Annotated in this window: 24 protein-coding genes and 1 tRNA gene; 15 read left to right on the forward strand and 10 right to left on the reverse strand. The window is 61.4% G+C overall.

The window, feature by feature from the left end:
• Positions 1-145: 145 nt before the first annotated feature.
• Both E4K65_RS07960 and E4K65_RS07965 read left to right on the forward strand, forming a co-directional pair.
• Positions 146-346: a hypothetical protein gene (locus E4K65_RS07960; RefSeq protein ID WP_135173649.1), complete on the forward strand. Its 201-nt coding sequence runs from the start codon at positions 146-148 to the stop codon at positions 344-346.
• On the forward strand, positions 346-609 hold the full coding sequence (locus tag E4K65_RS07965) for a hypothetical protein (RefSeq protein ID WP_135173650.1): 264 nt from the start codon (positions 346-348) through the stop codon (positions 607-609). Before E4K65_RS07960 ends, E4K65_RS07965 begins: the two co-directional genes overlap by 1 nt.
• Before the next feature lie 395 nt (positions 610-1,004).
• On the opposite strand, the gene E4K65_RS07975 is transcribed toward E4K65_RS07965, so the two are convergent.
• Positions 1,005-1,331, reverse strand: a complete 327-nt coding sequence (locus tag E4K65_RS07975; protein WP_135173652.1) for a hypothetical protein — start codon at positions 1,329-1,331, stop codon at positions 1,005-1,007.
• Between the two features lie 328 nt (positions 1,332-1,659).
• Between E4K65_RS07975 and E4K65_RS07980 the strand changes: the two genes are divergently transcribed.
• Together E4K65_RS07980 and E4K65_RS07985 are read left to right on the forward strand one after the other, a co-directional pair.
• The gene (locus E4K65_RS07980) at positions 1,660-1,860 is read left to right on the forward strand and encodes a hypothetical protein (RefSeq protein ID WP_135173653.1); all 201 of its coding nucleotides are present in this window, start codon (positions 1,660-1,662) and stop codon (positions 1,858-1,860) included.
• Positions 1,861-2,055: 195 nt separating this feature from the next.
• Positions 2,056-3,030, forward strand: coding sequence for a Bug family tripartite tricarboxylate transporter substrate binding protein (locus tag E4K65_RS07985; RefSeq protein WP_135173654.1), 975 nt, complete (start codon positions 2,056-2,058; stop codon positions 3,028-3,030).
• 74 nt (positions 3,031-3,104) lie between these two features.
• On the opposite strand, the gene E4K65_RS07990 is transcribed toward E4K65_RS07985, so the two are convergent.
• The 3 genes from E4K65_RS07990 to E4K65_RS08000 form a co-directional block, all read right to left on the reverse strand.
• Positions 3,105-3,599: a hypothetical protein gene (locus tag E4K65_RS07990; protein ID WP_135173655.1), complete on the reverse strand. Its 495-nt coding sequence runs from the start codon at positions 3,597-3,599 to the stop codon at positions 3,105-3,107.
• A gap of 260 nt (positions 3,600-3,859) precedes the next feature.
• On the reverse strand, positions 3,860-4,162 hold the full coding sequence (locus tag E4K65_RS07995) for a hypothetical protein (RefSeq protein WP_027542680.1): 303 nt from the start codon (positions 4,160-4,162) through the stop codon (positions 3,860-3,862).
• A gap of 146 nt (positions 4,163-4,308) precedes the next feature.
• A complete protein-coding gene (locus E4K65_RS08000; protein WP_027542681.1) occupies positions 4,309-4,494 on the reverse strand; it encodes a hypothetical protein in 186 nt (61 codons plus the stop codon).
• A gap of 80 nt (positions 4,495-4,574) precedes the next feature.
• Here E4K65_RS08000 and E4K65_RS47045 point away from each other — a divergent pair, with 80 nt between their 5' ends.
• The 4 genes from E4K65_RS47045 (at position 4,575) to E4K65_RS08015 (ending at position 7,031) form a co-directional block, all read left to right on the forward strand.
• Positions 4,575-4,748 (forward strand): hypothetical protein, encoded by a 174-nt coding sequence (locus E4K65_RS47045; protein ID WP_167770611.1) that lies wholly within the window; start codon positions 4,575-4,577, stop codon positions 4,746-4,748.
• A gap of 274 nt (positions 4,749-5,022) precedes the next feature.
• The gene (locus E4K65_RS08005) at positions 5,023-5,319 is read left to right on the forward strand and encodes an HU family DNA-binding protein (protein ID WP_027542683.1); all 297 of its coding nucleotides are present in this window, start codon (positions 5,023-5,025) and stop codon (positions 5,317-5,319) included.
• A 564-nt stretch (positions 5,320-5,883) separates the two neighbouring features.
• Positions 5,884-6,021, forward strand: coding sequence for a hypothetical protein (locus E4K65_RS47050; RefSeq protein ID WP_167770612.1), 138 nt, complete (start codon positions 5,884-5,886; stop codon positions 6,019-6,021).
• A gap of 812 nt (positions 6,022-6,833) precedes the next feature.
• On the forward strand, positions 6,834-7,031 hold the full coding sequence (locus tag E4K65_RS08015; RefSeq protein ID WP_027542685.1) for a hypothetical protein: 198 nt from the start codon (positions 6,834-6,836) through the stop codon (positions 7,029-7,031).
• On the opposite strand, the gene E4K65_RS49465 is transcribed toward E4K65_RS08015, so the two are convergent.
• Together E4K65_RS49465 and E4K65_RS08025 are read right to left on the reverse strand one after the other, a co-directional pair.
• Complete coding sequence (locus E4K65_RS49465; RefSeq protein WP_135173656.1) at positions 7,028-7,153, reverse strand: hypothetical protein; 126 nt, start codon at positions 7,151-7,153, stop codon at positions 7,028-7,030. The genes E4K65_RS08015 and E4K65_RS49465 overlap by 4 nt on opposite strands.
• Before the next feature lie 102 nt (positions 7,154-7,255).
• Positions 7,256-7,486 (reverse strand): hypothetical protein, encoded by a 231-nt coding sequence (locus tag E4K65_RS08025; protein ID WP_135173657.1) that lies wholly within the window; start codon positions 7,484-7,486, stop codon positions 7,256-7,258.
• A gap of 276 nt (positions 7,487-7,762) precedes the next feature.
• Between E4K65_RS08025 and E4K65_RS08030 the strand changes: the two genes are divergently transcribed.
• Positions 7,763-8,047, forward strand: coding sequence for a hypothetical protein (locus E4K65_RS08030; RefSeq protein WP_027542687.1), 285 nt, complete (start codon positions 7,763-7,765; stop codon positions 8,045-8,047).
• A 68-nt stretch (positions 8,048-8,115) separates the two neighbouring features.
• On the opposite strand, the gene E4K65_RS47055 is transcribed toward E4K65_RS08030, so the two are convergent.
• Positions 8,116-8,280: a hypothetical protein gene (locus E4K65_RS47055; protein ID WP_164933808.1), complete on the reverse strand. Its 165-nt coding sequence runs from the start codon at positions 8,278-8,280 to the stop codon at positions 8,116-8,118.
• Between the two features lie 317 nt (positions 8,281-8,597).
• Here E4K65_RS47055 and E4K65_RS08035 point away from each other — a divergent pair, with 317 nt between their 5' ends.
• From E4K65_RS08035 to E4K65_RS08050, 4 genes are all read left to right on the forward strand, one after another.
• On the forward strand, positions 8,598-9,356 hold the full coding sequence (locus E4K65_RS08035) for an SIR2 family NAD-dependent protein deacylase (protein ID WP_167770613.1): 759 nt from the start codon (positions 8,598-8,600) through the stop codon (positions 9,354-9,356).
• A gap of 198 nt (positions 9,357-9,554) precedes the next feature.
• Positions 9,555-10,214, forward strand: a complete 660-nt coding sequence (locus E4K65_RS08040; protein ID WP_027542689.1) for a cold-shock protein — start codon at positions 9,555-9,557, stop codon at positions 10,212-10,214.
• A 124-nt stretch (positions 10,215-10,338) separates the two neighbouring features.
• A complete protein-coding gene (locus E4K65_RS08045) occupies positions 10,339-10,824 on the forward strand; it encodes a DUF192 domain-containing protein (RefSeq protein WP_135173659.1) in 486 nt (161 codons plus the stop codon).
• Positions 10,825-10,921: 97 nt separating this feature from the next.
• Positions 10,922-10,998 (forward strand) — tRNA-Pro (locus tag E4K65_RS08050).
• Between the two features lie 119 nt (positions 10,999-11,117).
• On the opposite strand, the gene E4K65_RS08055 is transcribed toward E4K65_RS08050, so the two are convergent.
• Both E4K65_RS08055 and E4K65_RS08060 read right to left on the reverse strand, forming a co-directional pair.
• Positions 11,118-11,678, reverse strand: coding sequence for a hypothetical protein (locus E4K65_RS08055; protein ID WP_135173660.1), 561 nt, complete (start codon positions 11,676-11,678; stop codon positions 11,118-11,120).
• 15 nt (positions 11,679-11,693) lie between these two features.
• Positions 11,694-11,855 (reverse strand): RNA-binding protein, encoded by a 162-nt coding sequence (locus E4K65_RS08060; protein ID WP_135173661.1) that lies wholly within the window; start codon positions 11,853-11,855, stop codon positions 11,694-11,696.
• Positions 11,856-13,107: 1,252 nt separating this feature from the next.
• Here E4K65_RS08060 and E4K65_RS08065 point away from each other — a divergent pair.
• Complete coding sequence (locus E4K65_RS08065; protein WP_027542692.1) at positions 13,108-13,302, forward strand: hypothetical protein; 195 nt, start codon at positions 13,108-13,110, stop codon at positions 13,300-13,302.
• Positions 13,303-13,324: 22 nt separating this feature from the next.
• Here E4K65_RS08065 and E4K65_RS08070 read toward each other — a convergent pair whose 3' ends face one another.
• On the reverse strand, positions 13,325-14,494 hold the full coding sequence (locus tag E4K65_RS08070) for an OpgC domain-containing protein (RefSeq protein ID WP_135173662.1): 1,170 nt from the start codon (positions 14,492-14,494) through the stop codon (positions 13,325-13,327).
• Between the two features lie 256 nt (positions 14,495-14,750).
• Here E4K65_RS08070 and E4K65_RS08075 point away from each other — a divergent pair, with 256 nt between their 5' ends.
• The gene (locus tag E4K65_RS08075) at positions 14,751-15,056 is read left to right on the forward strand and encodes an ETC complex I subunit (protein ID WP_092182237.1); all 306 of its coding nucleotides are present in this window, start codon (positions 14,751-14,753) and stop codon (positions 15,054-15,056) included.
• The last annotated feature ends 3 nt before the right edge of the window (positions 15,057-15,059 follow it).

The following is a 15,059-nucleotide window of genomic DNA, read 5'->3' on the forward strand; positions in this document are numbered from 1 at the left end:
TGAGGCAGCTCCTTCGCTAAGCGCTCAATTTGTGGCTGCCAGCTCGCCAAATTTCCGCTCTTGCGCCGTACCCCGATGCTTGCCAACCGAAAATGCCCGAACCCTCGGCAGTTGAACCCCACCGGAGGCGGGGCGACTAAACGCAATGGCCGCGATCCTTGCAGAACTCCTGTTTGATCTCATCAAAAGCCTCGTCGGTAGCTGGCTGAGACAGGCTGCGGTGGCTATTTGTGCGTGGCTCGATACGAAGATTCACGGCCGCGCCGCACGCTTTGTCGTAGGCGGCGTTCTCGGGATCGCCGCCTATTTCCTTATTCCTGTTGTCGCCGGCCTGCTGGGGTTGTGATGCCCTCCGTGAAGGCGAACCTCATCATCGCATTGGCCATCGGGGCGCTCATCTCGTCAGGGCTGCTCGTCCTGGAGCCGCTAACCGACTACGCTTTTCTTTCGCTGGAGTGGCCTGGCGTCACCGCAGCCTATTTTTTCTGGGGAGCGGTCGGAGGCAGCGCCTTCGCAGGGATCGCTATTTCCTGGGTCGTGAATGCACTGACCTATGGTCTCGGTGCTTTCGCCATTCTCAGCGTTTTGAAGCTGCTGAGGGCAGCATGAAACGCTGGCTTCAAAGGATCGGAGAGATAGCGAGGGTTGCAGCGATCTGCGGGACCGTCGCGTGGCTTGTGCTTTTGACGAGCTCTCCTCAAGCGCCCGATGCCGCACATCCCGAGCGTTACGCGCACCGGCACGACGTCAGGTATGTGAGCGAGGGGACAGAACTGGCTCTGCGAATTCTGCTCGGCTCATCGTTTACTCTGGCCCTGGTGGCGTTTGGATGCCACTTCGCGACCAGGGACATGCGGGAGTGAATTATCCCCTGCCGACCGAAGCCCCCTGGAGTCAGAAGGGTGGCGATCGTGAATCAATTTAGTGCACTGTCACCGCAATTCTCGTAATTCCGTAATTCCCGTAGTGCGAAGATCCATACCTCGCTCACACCGTACGGACGTTCAGCCGCCGGCGCTGTCCATCATGTAGCTTCGAAAATGCAGATCAAGCGCGACAGAGCCCGCAGCAACGAGCAGGACGAGGATACTCGCATATGTCAGCGGCTTCCTCACATCTGCACGGAATGACCATGCGCCGAGGCCAAGGAATCCGATCCCGAAAGCGAGGCTGAACCAGGTCAGGCAGATAGCCAATTGCTGCTCGGCGCGGTCCAGCTGAGACATGAATCCGTCGGGAAATCCCAGCCACGTGACGAACACCGATAGGCGAGCCGAACCTGCGAACATCAGGACTGCGAGTACGAACGGATAGACGTTCTTGCGTGTCATGAATTGTCTCGGTTGGGCCGTCTGGCTATCATGCCGGTCGCACGGCACGCAAACCATGCCGCAAGAAGTACGGTGAAAGTGCATTCAATTGGCGCTGTCCGCCAAGCGTGCACTGAACCCGCAGAGCCGGCCGGGTGGGCGATGCAATTACGGTGACAGTGCACTCAATTGGCGCTCCCGCCAAGCTGCCGGCCGAAGCCCCCGGAGTCAGAAGGGTGGCGATCGTGAATCAATTTAGTGCACTGTCACCGTAATTCAGAGCTTGCCAACCGAAATGGTTAGGTTGGCGGCATTTGAACCCCTACCAGCTTGGTGACGACCAAACGGCATGGAAAAGGTCGTCCACGATCTGCTGGCGCCAATTGTGAGGTCCTTCATTTCGGACTGGGGCTTCGCGCTGTTTCAGAAGTTGGCGACCTGGCTTGATGCTAAGATTCCGAGCCGAGCAGCGAAGGTCGTCATAGGGCTGCTTCTCGGTCTGACGGCTATAGCCTCAATCGTGATCGTCACTGCGCTGTCTGGCTTTTGATGTCCGCGTACCGTCGCTGACAATTATTTCATCGCATGTGTTGACGGCTTCGCTGATTGGACTCAGGCTGTTGCACAGGGCGGGGTTCGGCATCTCCATACGCCGCTCCATGCCGGGTTCGTCTCCGGCCAAAACATATTCGACGGGGGAAGCGACCCGGGGCATCTTCCAACGCGACGTTTGAGAGGATCCTCGATGAAACGACTTGATGTCCTTGCCCTGCTGGGCACGGCCCTGTTCGGGCTTGCCACGGCGCCGGTCGAGGCCGAGACCTATCCGAGCCGGGTGGTGACCGTCGTGGTGCCCTATCCCGCCGGGGGATCAGTCGACGGCGTCGCGCGCCTTCTCGCGCAAAAGCTGACCGAGTCGTACGGGCAGAGTTTCATCGTCGAGAACCGCGCCGGTGGCGCCGGCGGCATCGTCGGGGCGAACTATGTCGCCAAGGCCGCACCGGATGGCTACACGCTGATGCTGACCGCGTCGATCCATGTGGTGACGCCGTTCCTGCACAAGGCCGTTCCCTACGACGTGGTCACCGACTTCACGCCGATTTCGCTGGTGGCCAGCGGACCGCTGATCGTCAGCACCAATGCGCAGACGCCCGCCAAGACTCTCAAGGACTTCTTCGACCTGGTTCGCAAGGATCCCAACAAATACACCTTCGCGACATCGAGCTTCGGCTCGGCCGGGCACATGGCGATCGAACTGCTCAAGCGCGATGCCGGTGTCGACACCCTGGTGGTGCCCTACAAGGGCGCAAGCCCGGCACTGACGGACCTGATGAGCGGCCAGGTGCAGTTGATCGCCGATCCGATCCTGTCCTCGCTGCCGCTGGCGAAAGCCGGAAGCATCAAGGCGCTGGCCATCACCAGCACCAAGCGCATCGACATCGCTCCGGAGATTCCGACCGTGGCCGAGTCCGGCATGAAGGGTTTCGATTTCGGCTCCTGGTACGGCCTGTGGGGCCCGAAGGGCTTGCCCGCTGACCTCGTCACGACAATTCAAGCCGAGGTCGCCAGGATCGTGCAGCGGCCGGAGGTGAGGGAACGCTTCGCGCTTCTCGGATTCGAACCGCTCGGCTCCACGCCGGATTATTTCGCCGCCTACATCAAGGACGAGATGGCGAAGTATCAGCAGATCATCAAGGACGCCAACATCAAGGCTGAATGACAGTGGCGCACGCGTGATCGGGTAAGTCTAGTGTTACGTTGACAGTGCACTTAATTGACGCCAGCGCAGCGTCCCTAGCGCTTTGATCCCTCTTTGCCGAGCCGGGCCTCCTCAGCCTCGTCCACGAGCTTCAAGGCGATGCCGTCGTAGCTAAGCTTCAGCCCGCGGCCGACGGTCCAGATCCATCCCTCTCGGGGGTCCCCGGTCGGCTGGGCGTTGAACTGGTCGGAGATCGATTTGACGGCGGCGTCTTGCGGCCCCGGATTACTCAGCACCGCATGGACGCGCCAGATGGGGTGCTTGGCGTCGACGTCGTCGCCATCGATCGTGAGCTTGGCGCCATCGACAGCGCATTCGAGGGTGTAGGACCCGCGAAGCTGGCGGCAGCGGTAGCGGCGTTGCGTGACGACCTTGTTTGCTTCGTCGAATGTCATCCCGGGGGAAAAGCCGAGGATGTCGGACTTTTTCACCAGGGACAGCGATGCAGGCTTCAAAAAGCCTGGCTGGATAGCCACGAGGGCGGCAACGGCAACGATGATCAAGCCGGCAATAACAATGGCAATTTTCATCAGCCCCTCGCGAGAAACACCCGACCATACAGTAGCCGAGGCATCCCGCCAGTCGGGCTTGGGCGTCATCGCCATGGGAGCTGTGCGGCGACAGTGCGTCGTGCTGTGCGTTCTTGCCCCGGACGCAGCGCAGCGCGCCTTCCGCGGTGCGCTGCAGAGCCGGGGCCTATCTATCGGCCGTGCAGTGTGTGGCTTGCTGGTGCCGGCTCTGCGCGGCAGCGTTGCACGCTGCAGCGCGTCCGGGACACGAGTTCACCGTCCTAGGCTGCAATCCGCTGCTCGACAGGCGCGGTCAAGTACTTGAGCGCTTGTGCATGCTGCAGGTCGGGGACCGCAATCGCCGTGTGGCTGTAGCTCGCATGGGTCCGCGACCTTGCGATCGTGTCCAGGATCTCCTTGCCCTTGATGACATGAAGGCCCATGCCCTCTTCGGAAGGGAAGATTGCCAACACGACGTCATAGGCCGCGATGACGGCTTTGAGCGCCTCGGCCTTGTCTTCGGCGACATCAACAAACACGCGAACATCGGCCGCGAGTTCACGCAGCTCGTGAAAATCCAGCACTGTGGGATACTCCAACGCAACGATACCAAGGGGAGCTTGGATGCGTTGGGTTACTGAAGTGTCAACAACGCGGTCTGAACCACAGGTTTCACGATGAGGTATCTTGCGACCGCCCGTGAACGCCGCGGTCGCGCGCGACAGCTACGTCACTTGGCGTAGCCCTGGGAACGGAGCCACGCGATCTTGCGATCGCCGTTGATCCAGTCGTCGGCATCCGCCTTGCTGGTGAATCCGGTGATTTCGCGCTGTTCGTGGTCGGGGTAGTCCGCCAGGATCTTCCAGTCGCCATCGGCGATCCGGACCGCTCTAAACGTCACTTTTGTTTTGGCCATGGCGGCACTATGCAGCAAATGCTCTCGAAAGAGAACCCGCCTTGGGATCACTCATCTTTCCGCGTCTCAGGGAGCAGGCAATGCTGCTGTTCATCGGCCCGCTGCTGTTCGTCTTGCTGTTCTATGCCGCCGCCGGGGCAAGGCAGGCAGGCCTCTCCGGTACCAGGGTCGTGCTCATTGTCGTCGTCGGCTCGGCCGGCATTGTTGTCCTGGTGTTCGGAATCCTGGCCTGGGGCTTCCGCGACTTCGGGTGATACGGGCATCGATGCTGCCTCGCGGCGAACCGGCAGAACCCTCTACGGTTATTGCTGAATTCGAATCGTCGCGTGTCGACACAGGCGCTGTTATCCCGCCGAAAGAGGCGGAACTCACGTCAAACTGCGGCTTGCGTTTTCGGCCCCGATGGGTTCTAAGCCCGGTGACTTCCTGACCGCTGGCATGAACACAAAGCGCGCTGCGCGGCTTTGTCGCGTGCCCGGCACGGTACCCTCAAAGCGCGCGCGCACCCAATTCAGAAGGACGTTTGACATGGCGAAGATGACCAAGACTCAATTGATCGATGCGATTGCCGAGGGCACGCAGCTTGCGAAGAACGACGTGAAGTCGGTCATCGAGTACATGGCGACGGTCGGCTACAAGGAGCTCAACGAGTCCGGCGAGTTCGTCATTCCCGGTTTCGTGAAGATGTCGGTCGTGAACAAGCCGGCGACCGAAGCCCGCATGGGCGTCAATCCCTTCACCAAGGAGCCGATGCAGTTTGCGGCGAAGCCCGCCAGCAAGTCGGTGAAGGCCTCGCCGCTGAAGGTCGCCAAGGACGCTGTCTGATCCGGCCATCGCGCACCGCTTCTGCGCCCAGAGCCCCGTTCCGATGACGTCGGAGCGGGGCTCTTTGTTTTTGTCTCTTGGTTTTTTCTCTTTGTGTTTTCTTGGGCGGCGCGACGTCCGCAAAAGCGAAAACCCCGCCTGGGGGAAGCGGGGCTTTCTGATGGGGGTGAAGCCTGGGGGAAGCTTCAGGAATGAGACGCGCGAGCCTTGCAAAAGGTTCAGCCTCCGAAGACGAGATAGAGAAAAACCCCGCGCTTTCGCGCGGGGCTTTCCAAACTGACGGCGATGGGATTTCAGCGCCTGGCCGTCAGCCGTAGTCCAAACCTAGGGTTGAAAATCCAAAAAGCAACAGCGCCGCGGTGACGGAGTATCTTCGTCAGGCGGCGCTGCCGTATGACTGGGCGCTGAAATCCCCAGCCTTGATGGGTCTTTGCCGCGCCCAAAAGGTTCAAGACGATGTGCGTGGAAATCGCGCGCGAGGGGCTGGACATTTTGTTCTCATTTTGTTCCTATGGGCCATCATCTTTTGGAATCGCTCTTTTGGAATTTCTTGGGAGGTGACTCATGACCGTCGAAAAACAGCGCGAAGTGATCAGGCTCTGGAACCAGCTCAGGAAGGTCGAGGGCCCGGCGGCAGAAGAGCTGCGCATCCAGATCCTCGAATGCTTCTCCGAGAAGAGCAAAGAGAAGCGCGCGGCTTGATGAGAGCGCGGCCCGACATCAGCCGCGATGGAGCACGAGGTCGTCACCGCGTTTGCGGTGGTCGCGAAATTTCGCCGCCCAGGATTTCGCCGACGAAGATTTCTGCCGGCGAAGACGTGGCGGCACGCCGCTTCATCGATCGTTAGGAATCGCTCCGCGCTGATTTTCTCGACTCCGATTCGTTCTTCGAGAACGAAATGGAGTCGGATGCAGAACAAGTTGCGCTCCTCGACGTCGACCCGAACGCGCGTGTCAGAACGAGACAGCGTGAGGTGTCGCACCGTGCCGCTCTCGTCTCCCGCGCAGGACATTCGCGACGGGAGAGCGACATGGATGCGTGCCGGTTGATCGAGAGGTTCGCCGAGATCGCAGCAGTGTTCTGGCCTGACAGGCACGCAAGGTCATACGCAAGGCCGCGCAGCGGCAAGCCATCGGTGCGCTCGATTTCGGTGAGGCGACATGACGGGAATATCCACACCGCTTGTTAAGAGTTGCTTCGCGCCGATTTCTTCGATTCCGATTCGTTCTTTGAGAACGAAATGCAGGCGAAGCTGGAACAAAGCCGGTCGGTGGATGGCGGGCCGGCCTTGGCGTTCGAAGGCCTTGGCGTTCGCAGGCCTTGGCGTTCGCGCAACGGCTGAAGCGGCTCGCCGAGGTTCAAAAGGCGCTGCGCCAACTCCTAACGAAAGCTTGCGCGGGAAGCGATAACCCTATTCGGTTAGGTTAAAAGCTCAATCGCGTTGCGCTTGCCGCGCGTTGGAGTAGGTGTCTGGCAAGGACAAGAAGCGACTTTGCCAAGAAGCCATTTTGCCATGACACCATTTTCAGAGCCGTCCTTTTATCAAGGCGACCGGCACACCTACCGGCGCGTTGCCATCGTCGGCACGCTGTTCTGCCTCGCATTCGTGGTGATCAGTTTTTCGCTGCGGCCGCAGCTCGAGGACACGCGCGTCGCGGTCAAGGCCGACCGGCTGGTGCGCACGGCAGGCCAGGCGCCGCACACCAATTAGCGCTCGTCACCGTAGATCCGGTCGTCGGCGCTCGCGCGCGGGCACGCAGTTCCGCGGCTCGCGAGCGCGACGAAGCCGGCATAGCCGGACAGGTTGAGCAAGACTTCAAGCCACACGGGCATGTCGGACCTCACTTGCGTGAAGACAACCTCAACTTGCGTACGCGGCGCTTTGTTCCGGCTCGCGGAAAAGAGATCCGTCAAAAAGCTGAAAGGGAGTCCGCCCTAGAGCCGGGAGGAGGGGTCGAGCCGGCGGCCGAGGGTTGCGACGGACTCGGAGGAGGGCTGTTCCCTGAGGAACACGGCGATGGCCCGCGCCAGTTCGCCGTCGCTCATCGGCGTCGGCGGCGGGCGCAGCGTGCCGACACCGAAATTGCGGACGATCTCGTCGTAATGCTGATCGCCGGATCTGGGAACAAGCCTGCGGATACGAGCCAGCAAAGCGGATATCGGCAATCTTTCCTCCTCGGCGCTCCGCCCGTTGCAGGTGTTGTCCCTGCTGCCATTTGCTCCCGTGGAACTAAAAACCCCGCCAGCATCGCGGAGGATACTGACGGGGCTTTCGTGCTGGCCTTCACCGGATAGCGGAGGCTTCGCACTTGCAGGTCCAACCGACATGCGGCGATTTCGTTCCGCCCGCATCGACATTTTTTTGACAGGCTTCGGTTCCGCGCCGCGCGCAACCATCAAACAGCCTCCGCGTTGTCTCCCCTGGACGCGAAGGAGGAGCTCATGAAGAAGACACTGGCAGTTCTGGCCACCGTCGCAGCCGTCGGCGTGACCGCGGTGGCGGCGCCTGCGCCTGCCGAGGCGCGCGGTCGCGGCATCGGTCCGGGCCTCGCATTCGGTCTAGCCGCCGGCGCGATCACCGCGGGCGCGATCGCTGCGTCCCACCCCTACGGCTATTACGGTCCGGGCTACGGCTATTATGACGGCCCGGCCTACTACGGTCCTGGCCCGTACGCCTATTATGGCGACGGACCGTATTATCGCCGCCACTATTACCGTCACTGGTAACGGTGGGCTAAGTGAAAAGCCCGGAGCGATGCTCCGGGCTTTTTTCATGCGTGGCGATCAGGCGAGCGCTACGGCCAGAGCGAGGGCCGCTCGACCTTGCGGGCGTTCTCGAGCGTCGAGACGAAATACTCTTCCCGCTCGCGCTTGAATTTCTCCTGGGTGGCACGGAAGGCGGCGACACGGGCGGCGATCTCTTCGCGTTCACGGATCTTGCGTTGTTCGTCTTCGGTCATGTCCATCCCCTCTGTTCACACTTGGACGATGTTACTTGGGTTGCGTTTATTGGGTTGCGTTTATTGGGCTGTGCCTACTGGGCTGTGTTGACGTGAGTCCTCAAGCGCTGCCGCCGCACCGGGCCTTGAGTCGTATCAATACATGCATTGGCGCTTCTGATTGGGGCGTCAATGGGGAGGAGGCATTGCAGGATTGTGATATGCGAAGGTCGGAAAAAATTGCCGAGTGCATTGCGTTCGCAGTTGATAACAGCGTCAACAATCTTGCCGCTTGCGCATCTTGCAGCTAGCGCAGGACCAAAGCGGGAGGCGTGCGATTGATTGCATCGGATCTTCGCAGCGGCGTCGAGCGTCTCGGCGACATGATCGCCGAGGCGAAGACCATCGTACCGTTCACCGGTGCCGGCATCTCGACCGAATGCGGCATCCCCGACTTCCGCTCGCCGGGCGGAATTTGGACGCGCTATCGTCCGATAGAGTTCGGCGAGTTCGTCGCGAGCCAGGACGCGCGCGACGAATCCTGGCGCCGACGCTTCGCGATGGAGGAGATCTTTGCGGCGGCACGGCCCGGCCGCGGCCATCGCGCGCTCGCTTCGCTCTACCGTGCCGGCAAGATCCCCGCGGTCATCACCCAGAACATCGACAATCTGCACCAGGCCTCGGGCTTCGCCGCCGAGCACGTGATTGAACTTCACGGAAATACTACTTATGCGCGATGTATCGGATGCGGGCAGGCCTATCAGCTCGACTGGGTGAAGCGCCGTTTCATCGAGGACGGCGCCCCCAACTGCACCGTGTGCGACGAGCCGGTGAAGACCGCCACGATCTCGTTCGGCCAGATGATGCCGGAGGAGGAGATGCAGCGCGCAACCGCGCTGTCGCGCGCCTGCGACCTCTTCATCGCGATCGGTTCCTCGCTCGTGGTGTGGCCGGCGGCGGGCTTTCCGATGATGGCGAAGAACGCAGGTGCACGTTTGGTGATCATCAATCGCGAGCCGACCGAGCAGGACGACATCGCCGACCTCGTCATCCGCCACGACATCGGCGAAACGCTCGGACCCTTTGTCGGCAATTGAGGCGTTAGTTTGATTCGCGGCTGTGCAAGCTGTTCATAGGTTCCGGCGAATCTCTTTTTTGTCTATGCGTCGCAACCGGGAGTGTTATCTTTTGAGTCGAAAGATTCGCGTCGCGTCGAATTGAGAAGATTCTCTTAAGACGCGTGATTCGAGCGCCGCCAATGTGGCGGGTTGCATGGCAGTGTGGGGTCCGGGGTTATGGGGTCGTCGGACGGATTTGAGTCCAAGAAGCTTGGAGTTCCCGGACAGGGCACTTCGCCGGGGCGCATGACGCCGGGCGAGCACGGCAGCGGCCGCGAGAGCGGGCTCAGCCCGTTCACCGGCCTTGGCGAAGCCAGCGCCAACCTCGTCGAAGTCCACGGCGTCATCAAATGGTTCGACGCTTCCAAGGGCTACGGCTTCATCGTTCCCGACAATGGCTGGCCGGACGTGCTGCTGCACGTGACCGTGCTCAGGCGCGACGGCTTCCAGACCGCCTATGAGGGCGCCCGCATCGTCGTCGAGTGCATCCAGCGCGCCAAGGGCTACCAGGCGTTCCGTGTCGTCTCGATGGACGAGTCGACCGCGATCCATCCGGCGCAGATGCTGCCGCCGCGCACCCACGTCACGGTCACCCCGACCAGCGGGCTGGAACGGGCCCAGGTCAAATGGTTCAACCGGCTGCGCGGCTTCGGCTTCCTGACCTGCGGCGAGGGCACCCCCGACATTTTCGTGCACATGGAGACGCTGCGTCGCTTCGGCATGACCGAATTGCGCCCCGGCCAATATGTGCTGGTTCGCTTCGGGCCCGGCTCCAAGGGCATGATGGCGGCCGAGATCCATCCCGAGACCGGATCACCTGGACTGCAGTCGCACTAGCGGCGGCAGGATCGCCAATTCCCGCAATCGTGAGCAGAGGCGCGCCGGCTGACCGGCGCGCCTCTGGCTTTTCGGGCGGTCGCCGCGTAGGACTGTTCCATTCCCACGCCCTGAGTGCCATCCCATGAAGTTTGATCGAAAGGCTGTCTGGTCCGTTGCGAGGGGCTGGCTTGCCGCCATCCTGGTCGTCGCCGGCGTTGTCGTGGCGGGCGGATCCGTCCGCGCCGCGAGCTTTCAGCCGCTCGAGATCGTCACCAAGAGCGGCGTGCAGGTGTTCTCGGTAGAGGTGGCAACGACCGAGGAGGAGAAGCAGACCGGCCTGATGTACCGCAAGGAGCTGGCCGACGGCAAAGGCATGCTGTTCGACTTCAATCCCGAGCAGGAAGTCTCGATGTGGATGAAGAATACCTATGTCTCGCTCGACATGATCTTCATCCGCGCCGACGGCCGCATCCTGCGCATTGCCGAGAATACCGAGCCGCTGTCGACCAAGATCATCTCGTCCAAGGGCCCCGCGCGGGCGGTTCTGGAGGTGGTGGCGGGAACGGCGCAGAAATACGGCATCCGCCCCGGCGACCGCGTCGGCCACCCGCTGTTCGGCAGCAAATAGAGCCATCCGTGAAGGCCTTGCCTGCACCTTGCTGGCGCCTCTTAGGAAGCTTGCTGGCGCTTTGGGAAGCGTGTATCGACAGGGCTCGCCGGACATTCGGGGTATAGCGCAGCCTGGTAGCGCGGCAGTTTTGGGTACTGCAGGTCGTTGGTTCGAATCCAGCTGCCCCGACCAGTTATTTCAAACACTTACGGCAAAGCGGGAGCGTCCTTCCTTCCCGGGCAAATTCGAATTGGGAAGATGCTGTGGGCGAGGCCGTCTGCCGCAGCCCTGATCGTTCGCCGCCAGCGCGATCAATCTGCCGGGGGCTCAACGACGATCAGCTCGGCTTTGCCAAAATATCTGGCGATGCATCCCGTATTCACCATCACGTCGGCACTCAGCAGCAGAGACGGCGTCCATCGATGCTTCGGCACTGTCACGACCGAAGCGCTGCTGGTCGTAAGAAGCCGGTGCCGCCCGACTGTTTCCCGCCAGTACGGGTACAGGCTCGATCCTTCCGCGTAGACCAGGAACGCCGTTTTGCTAAGCAGAAGCAATGCTGCGACAAGACAAGCCAGGGCGACGGGAAGGCGTCCCGAGCTGAGCGACGAGATGGTCGCGCTCTGCGCAATCATCCGCTCCAGCGGACTCCGGTAGGTTCGGACCAGTAAGGAAGCAGATAGGCCGGAGCCGAAAAGAAGCAGGATCAGCGCTTGGTTTTGCGCCCGTTCAACCAACCGAATGCCCGTCGAATAATAGTGTACGAAGTATTCGAAGTAGCAACAGGCCAGACAGAGAACGATGATGCCGGGCGCCAGGAAGCGCGCACGGGGATGAGCGGCGTCGGACCGATTGGGGATCGCGTACGTCAAGGCCACAGCCGCGGATCAGAACAACAGCCAATCGGCCAGGCGCCAGGTGATCCAGGCGAGGGCGCAGATCCAGCCCAGCATGACGATCCCCGCGACGCCAAGTCCGCACATTGCGAACAGCGAGCTTTCGGGCTCCGGCGCCTCCGGGAGTTTCTCGGTCGTATCGATCTGGCTCACAGCTCCCCCTGTCTTGCGGCCCGTTGTTCATTGGTCTCGTCTCGCGCGTCGAAATTCACCGATCGCGCTCCAGCTCACATGGACGTGAGACGAGATGACCTTCCATCCACGGCACGCGCGCCGATCGTTGGCGCGCGCCGGTGCCCCGGACGGATGGGCAAAAGCTGCAACGCGCCGTGCGGCAATTGGTTGCTGCCGTCCGGCGCGGAAAATGCGTGCCGGATCAAACGTTCTCACGCTGCCGACGCCTGCTTTGCAGGCCCGGCGCGTTGAAGGAGCGGATAGGGCGCGCAACCGCGCTGCGCCACCACGACCACCTATTCCGACGGCACGACCGAGGTCGAGACGTCCGTGAGCGCGCAAGGCAGTAAGGCAATCAGTCTGGACAGACCTACAACGCGCAAGGATCGCTCGGCACTGCCACGAACGCATCCGACAGCACGTCCAGCGTCAGCGCCGCCGTCTAGCCGGGCTCGATCGCCGCAGCGTATGCGTGCTGAAATGCATGCTCAGCTTGCGCCTGACCCCGGCCTGAAGCCTTGGCACTCGTTCTTTGCGCAGCTCGACTTCCGCGCAATTTTTCAAGGCATTGGCGCGGGCGGGCCAGCGCGCAATTACCAAAGATTCATCGAACCTTTGGCTGTCGCCACAGACATATGGATGTTGGGGATTTCAGCGCCCAATACCTAACGGACGCCGCCAAGCGAAGATTTTCCGCTTGCGCGGCGTTGCGCTTTTCAGGCGTCACGTTCTTCAGAACTGGCCAATCAGCTCGACGCGTGCCAGCCGGACGGAAACGGCACGAACGGCCAGACCGTCTGGTTGTCGTTGGCGGCCTTTGGCGGCTCATGAGCTGACGTCCTGACGGCCGGGACGGGCGGCGTCGATCTCACCGCCAAGCGCAGACATGCACACTGTAATTTCATTGTGGTCGTCCCAGTAAGTCTTTTTCAAAAAGTCCTGGTTCTCAAAAAAACGCGTCGTCAGTTCAAATTCATCACGCGTCCCGAAAACGGCGCGCTTGTTCTGAAATCACGCTTGCATTGTAGAAAAACCGGCGCCGGCTTTCAACCAGTCCGGCCACCGGTCCGCGACAGGTAAGGTTGATGGGTTAGGTTAAGGGCGAGCGGTTGTTGCGGCCACTTTGGCGGCTGTTATCAGATTGGTGCCGGCTCGCGATGGGCTGCCTGGAATCCGTGCTCACACAAGATCACAGTTCGTCGCGGCACGCGTATCCTGTGAGTTCTGCGTCATGCCTTTCGATCGCAACTTCAAAACCGTCAGTCCGCAGTCGAGCTGGACCGAAATCTGGCACCTCTGGACCGTGATCGTGCCGCGCCGCTCGATCAATGGGCAGCTCGTTTATGGCAAGGTCTGGCGCCGGCACGACGGCCGCGACTGGATCTACAGGAAATTCACCGAGTTCGACGGCGAAGAGGCGGCCTGAGGCGGCATCGCTGCCGCCGAGCTCACGCGGCCTTCGCCGCCGCAGGCTTGGCCGGCGGTGGCTTCAACGGCTTGTCCTGCCGCTTAGACCACGAGATGTAATAGGCCACCGTCGTCATGATCGCGATGCCGGCGATGCTGACGAAGAGCTGCGCGAACAGCGAGCCCGAGCTCATCGACAGCTCGAAATGGCCGACGAAAGACAGGAACACGCCGACGCAGAACACGGCGAGCGATTGCTGGCCGCATACGATCAGCGGATCGAACACCTTCCACTCCAGGCCCGGCCAGTCTTTCGGCACGAAGCGGATCACAAGGATCACGATCACGACGAAGTGGATGAAGCGGTAGGGCGCTAGGTTGGTCTTGTCGTTGGGGTTGAAGGCCGAGAACAGCCATTGCGGGAACATGCCACCGAAGGTCGGGAAGCGGCCGGCCATGGTCATGATCAGCGCGAACAGGAGATAGCCAAGGCAGAGCCACAGCGTGATCGGCGCGTTAATCAGCGTCATCGAGCGCCGCGCCCCGCCCATCGCGCACCAGGCGCCGAACACGAACAGCACCTGCCAGCAATAGGGGTTGAAGTACCACTGACCGGCCGGATAGGCCGTCAGATTCCAGCCGAAATGGCGCGCGGCGAGCCACAGCACGATCGACAGCACCATCGTCACGTCCGGCTTGCGCAGCATGAACCAGAGCACCGGCGGAAACAGTCCCATCAGCACGATGTAGAGCGGCAGCACGTCGAGATTGAGCGGCTTGAAGCGCAGGAACAGGCCCTGCCGCAGCGTCTCGGTGGCGTTGTCGACAAGGCCGGCGACGTTGAACTCGTTGATCATCTCTGAATCGCCGAAGCGGAGCGCCAGATAGCTGATCGAGGCGATATAGATCACGAACAGGATGATGTGGGCGACGTAGAGCTGCCAGACCCGCTTGGTCAGACGCGTGGCGCCGACGATGAAGCCGCGGTCCAGCATCATCCGCGCATAGACGAAGGAGGCGGTGTAGCCGGAGATGAAGACGAACAGGTCGGCCGCGTCGGAAAAGCCGTAGTTGCGGGTCGTGATCCAGTTCACGACGTTCTCGGGGATGTGGTCGAGGAAGATCGCCCAGTTGGCGACGCCGCGAAACAGGTCGAGCCTGAGATCGCGACCCTTTTCGGGGAGCGTGGCGTTGATGTTCAGGAAGGCCATGCGACGGGAGCTCTCGGAGGGGACGGATATGCTGATGTCGGCGAGGCAGTGCGACCGGGCAGAATCCCGGCGCGGAAGGCGGGTACGGAATTGTCACGGTGCAGCATAATGACTATACCGTCGGTGAGGGCGACCGGGGAGCCGGAATCACCGATCAGTTCCCGATCGGTGTCTCTATACTATCCCTGAGGTTTCCACCAACTGCCACCCTGACGCATCGAAATCGAACGAAAAGACGAAAAGGCCCGGACGACCCATGACCGCACGCATTTTCAAGCCCGCCAAGAACGCGATGCAATCCGGCCGGTCCAAGACCCGGGAATGGCAGCTCGACTACGAGCCGGAGCAGCCGCGCGCGGTCGAGCCGCTGATGGGCTGGACCTCGTCCGGCGACATGAAGCAGCAGATCACGCTGCGCTTCCAGAGCAAGGAAGAGGCGGTCGCCTATTGCGAGCGCAAGGGCATCGCCTACCAGGTGATCGAGCCCCAGGATTCGATCCGCCGGCCGGTTGCCTATGCCGACAATTTCTCGTTCCGGCGCGGCGAGCCCTGGACGCATTAAAGG

It is taken from the genome of Bradyrhizobium niftali, assembly GCF_004571025.1.
Lineage (GTDB): Bacteria > Pseudomonadota > Alphaproteobacteria > Rhizobiales > Xanthobacteraceae > Bradyrhizobium > Bradyrhizobium niftali.

Excerpts from the sequence above, each read along its gene's own strand:
- E4K65_RS07965 (WP_135173650.1), top strand. The coding sequence starts at position 346 with ATGCCCTCCGTGAAGGCGAACCTCATCATCGCATTGGCCATCGGGGCG.
- E4K65_RS07975 (WP_135173652.1), bottom strand. The coding sequence starts at position 1,331 with ATGACACGCAAGAACGTCTATCCGTTCGTACTCGCAGTCCTGATGTTC.
- E4K65_RS07980 (WP_135173653.1), top strand. The coding sequence starts at position 1,660 with ATGGAAAAGGTCGTCCACGATCTGCTGGCGCCAATTGTGAGGTCCTTC.
- E4K65_RS07990 (WP_135173655.1), bottom strand. The coding sequence starts at position 3,599 with ATGAAAATTGCCATTGTTATTGCCGGCTTGATCATCGTTGCCGTTGCC.
- E4K65_RS08040 (WP_027542689.1), top strand. The coding sequence starts at position 9,555 with ATGGGGTCGTCGGACGGATTTGAGTCCAAGAAGCTTGGAGTTCCCGGA.
- E4K65_RS47055 (WP_164933808.1), bottom strand. The coding sequence starts at position 8,280 with ATGACCGAAGACGAACAACGCAAGATCCGTGAACGCGAAGAGATCGCC.
- E4K65_RS08000 (WP_027542681.1), bottom strand. The coding sequence starts at position 4,494 with ATGGCCAAAACAAAAGTGACGTTTAGAGCGGTCCGGATCGCCGATGGC.
- E4K65_RS08045 (WP_135173659.1), top strand. The coding sequence starts at position 10,339 with ATGAAGTTTGATCGAAAGGCTGTCTGGTCCGTTGCGAGGGGCTGGCTT.
- E4K65_RS47045 (WP_167770611.1), top strand. The coding sequence starts at position 4,575 with ATGCTGCTGTTCATCGGCCCGCTGCTGTTCGTCTTGCTGTTCTATGCC.
- E4K65_RS47050 (WP_167770612.1), top strand. The coding sequence starts at position 5,884 with ATGACCGTCGAAAAACAGCGCGAAGTGATCAGGCTCTGGAACCAGCTC.
- E4K65_RS08030 (WP_027542687.1), top strand. The coding sequence starts at position 7,763 with ATGAAGAAGACACTGGCAGTTCTGGCCACCGTCGCAGCCGTCGGCGTG.
- E4K65_RS08070 (WP_135173662.1), bottom strand. The coding sequence starts at position 14,494 with ATGGCCTTCCTGAACATCAACGCCACGCTCCCCGAAAAGGGTCGCGAT.
- E4K65_RS49465 (WP_135173656.1), bottom strand. The coding sequence starts at position 7,153 with ATGCCCGTGTGGCTTGAAGTCTTGCTCAACCTGTCCGGCTATGCCGGC.
- E4K65_RS08005 (WP_027542683.1), top strand. The coding sequence starts at position 5,023 with ATGGCGAAGATGACCAAGACTCAATTGATCGATGCGATTGCCGAGGGC.
- E4K65_RS07960 (WP_135173649.1), top strand. The coding sequence starts at position 146 with ATGGCCGCGATCCTTGCAGAACTCCTGTTTGATCTCATCAAAAGCCTC.
- E4K65_RS08065 (WP_027542692.1), top strand. The coding sequence starts at position 13,108 with ATGCCTTTCGATCGCAACTTCAAAACCGTCAGTCCGCAGTCGAGCTGG.
- E4K65_RS08075 (WP_092182237.1), top strand. The coding sequence starts at position 14,751 with ATGACCGCACGCATTTTCAAGCCCGCCAAGAACGCGATGCAATCCGGC.
- E4K65_RS07985 (WP_135173654.1), top strand. The coding sequence starts at position 2,056 with ATGAAACGACTTGATGTCCTTGCCCTGCTGGGCACGGCCCTGTTCGGG.
- E4K65_RS08015 (WP_027542685.1), top strand. The coding sequence starts at position 6,834 with ATGACACCATTTTCAGAGCCGTCCTTTTATCAAGGCGACCGGCACACC.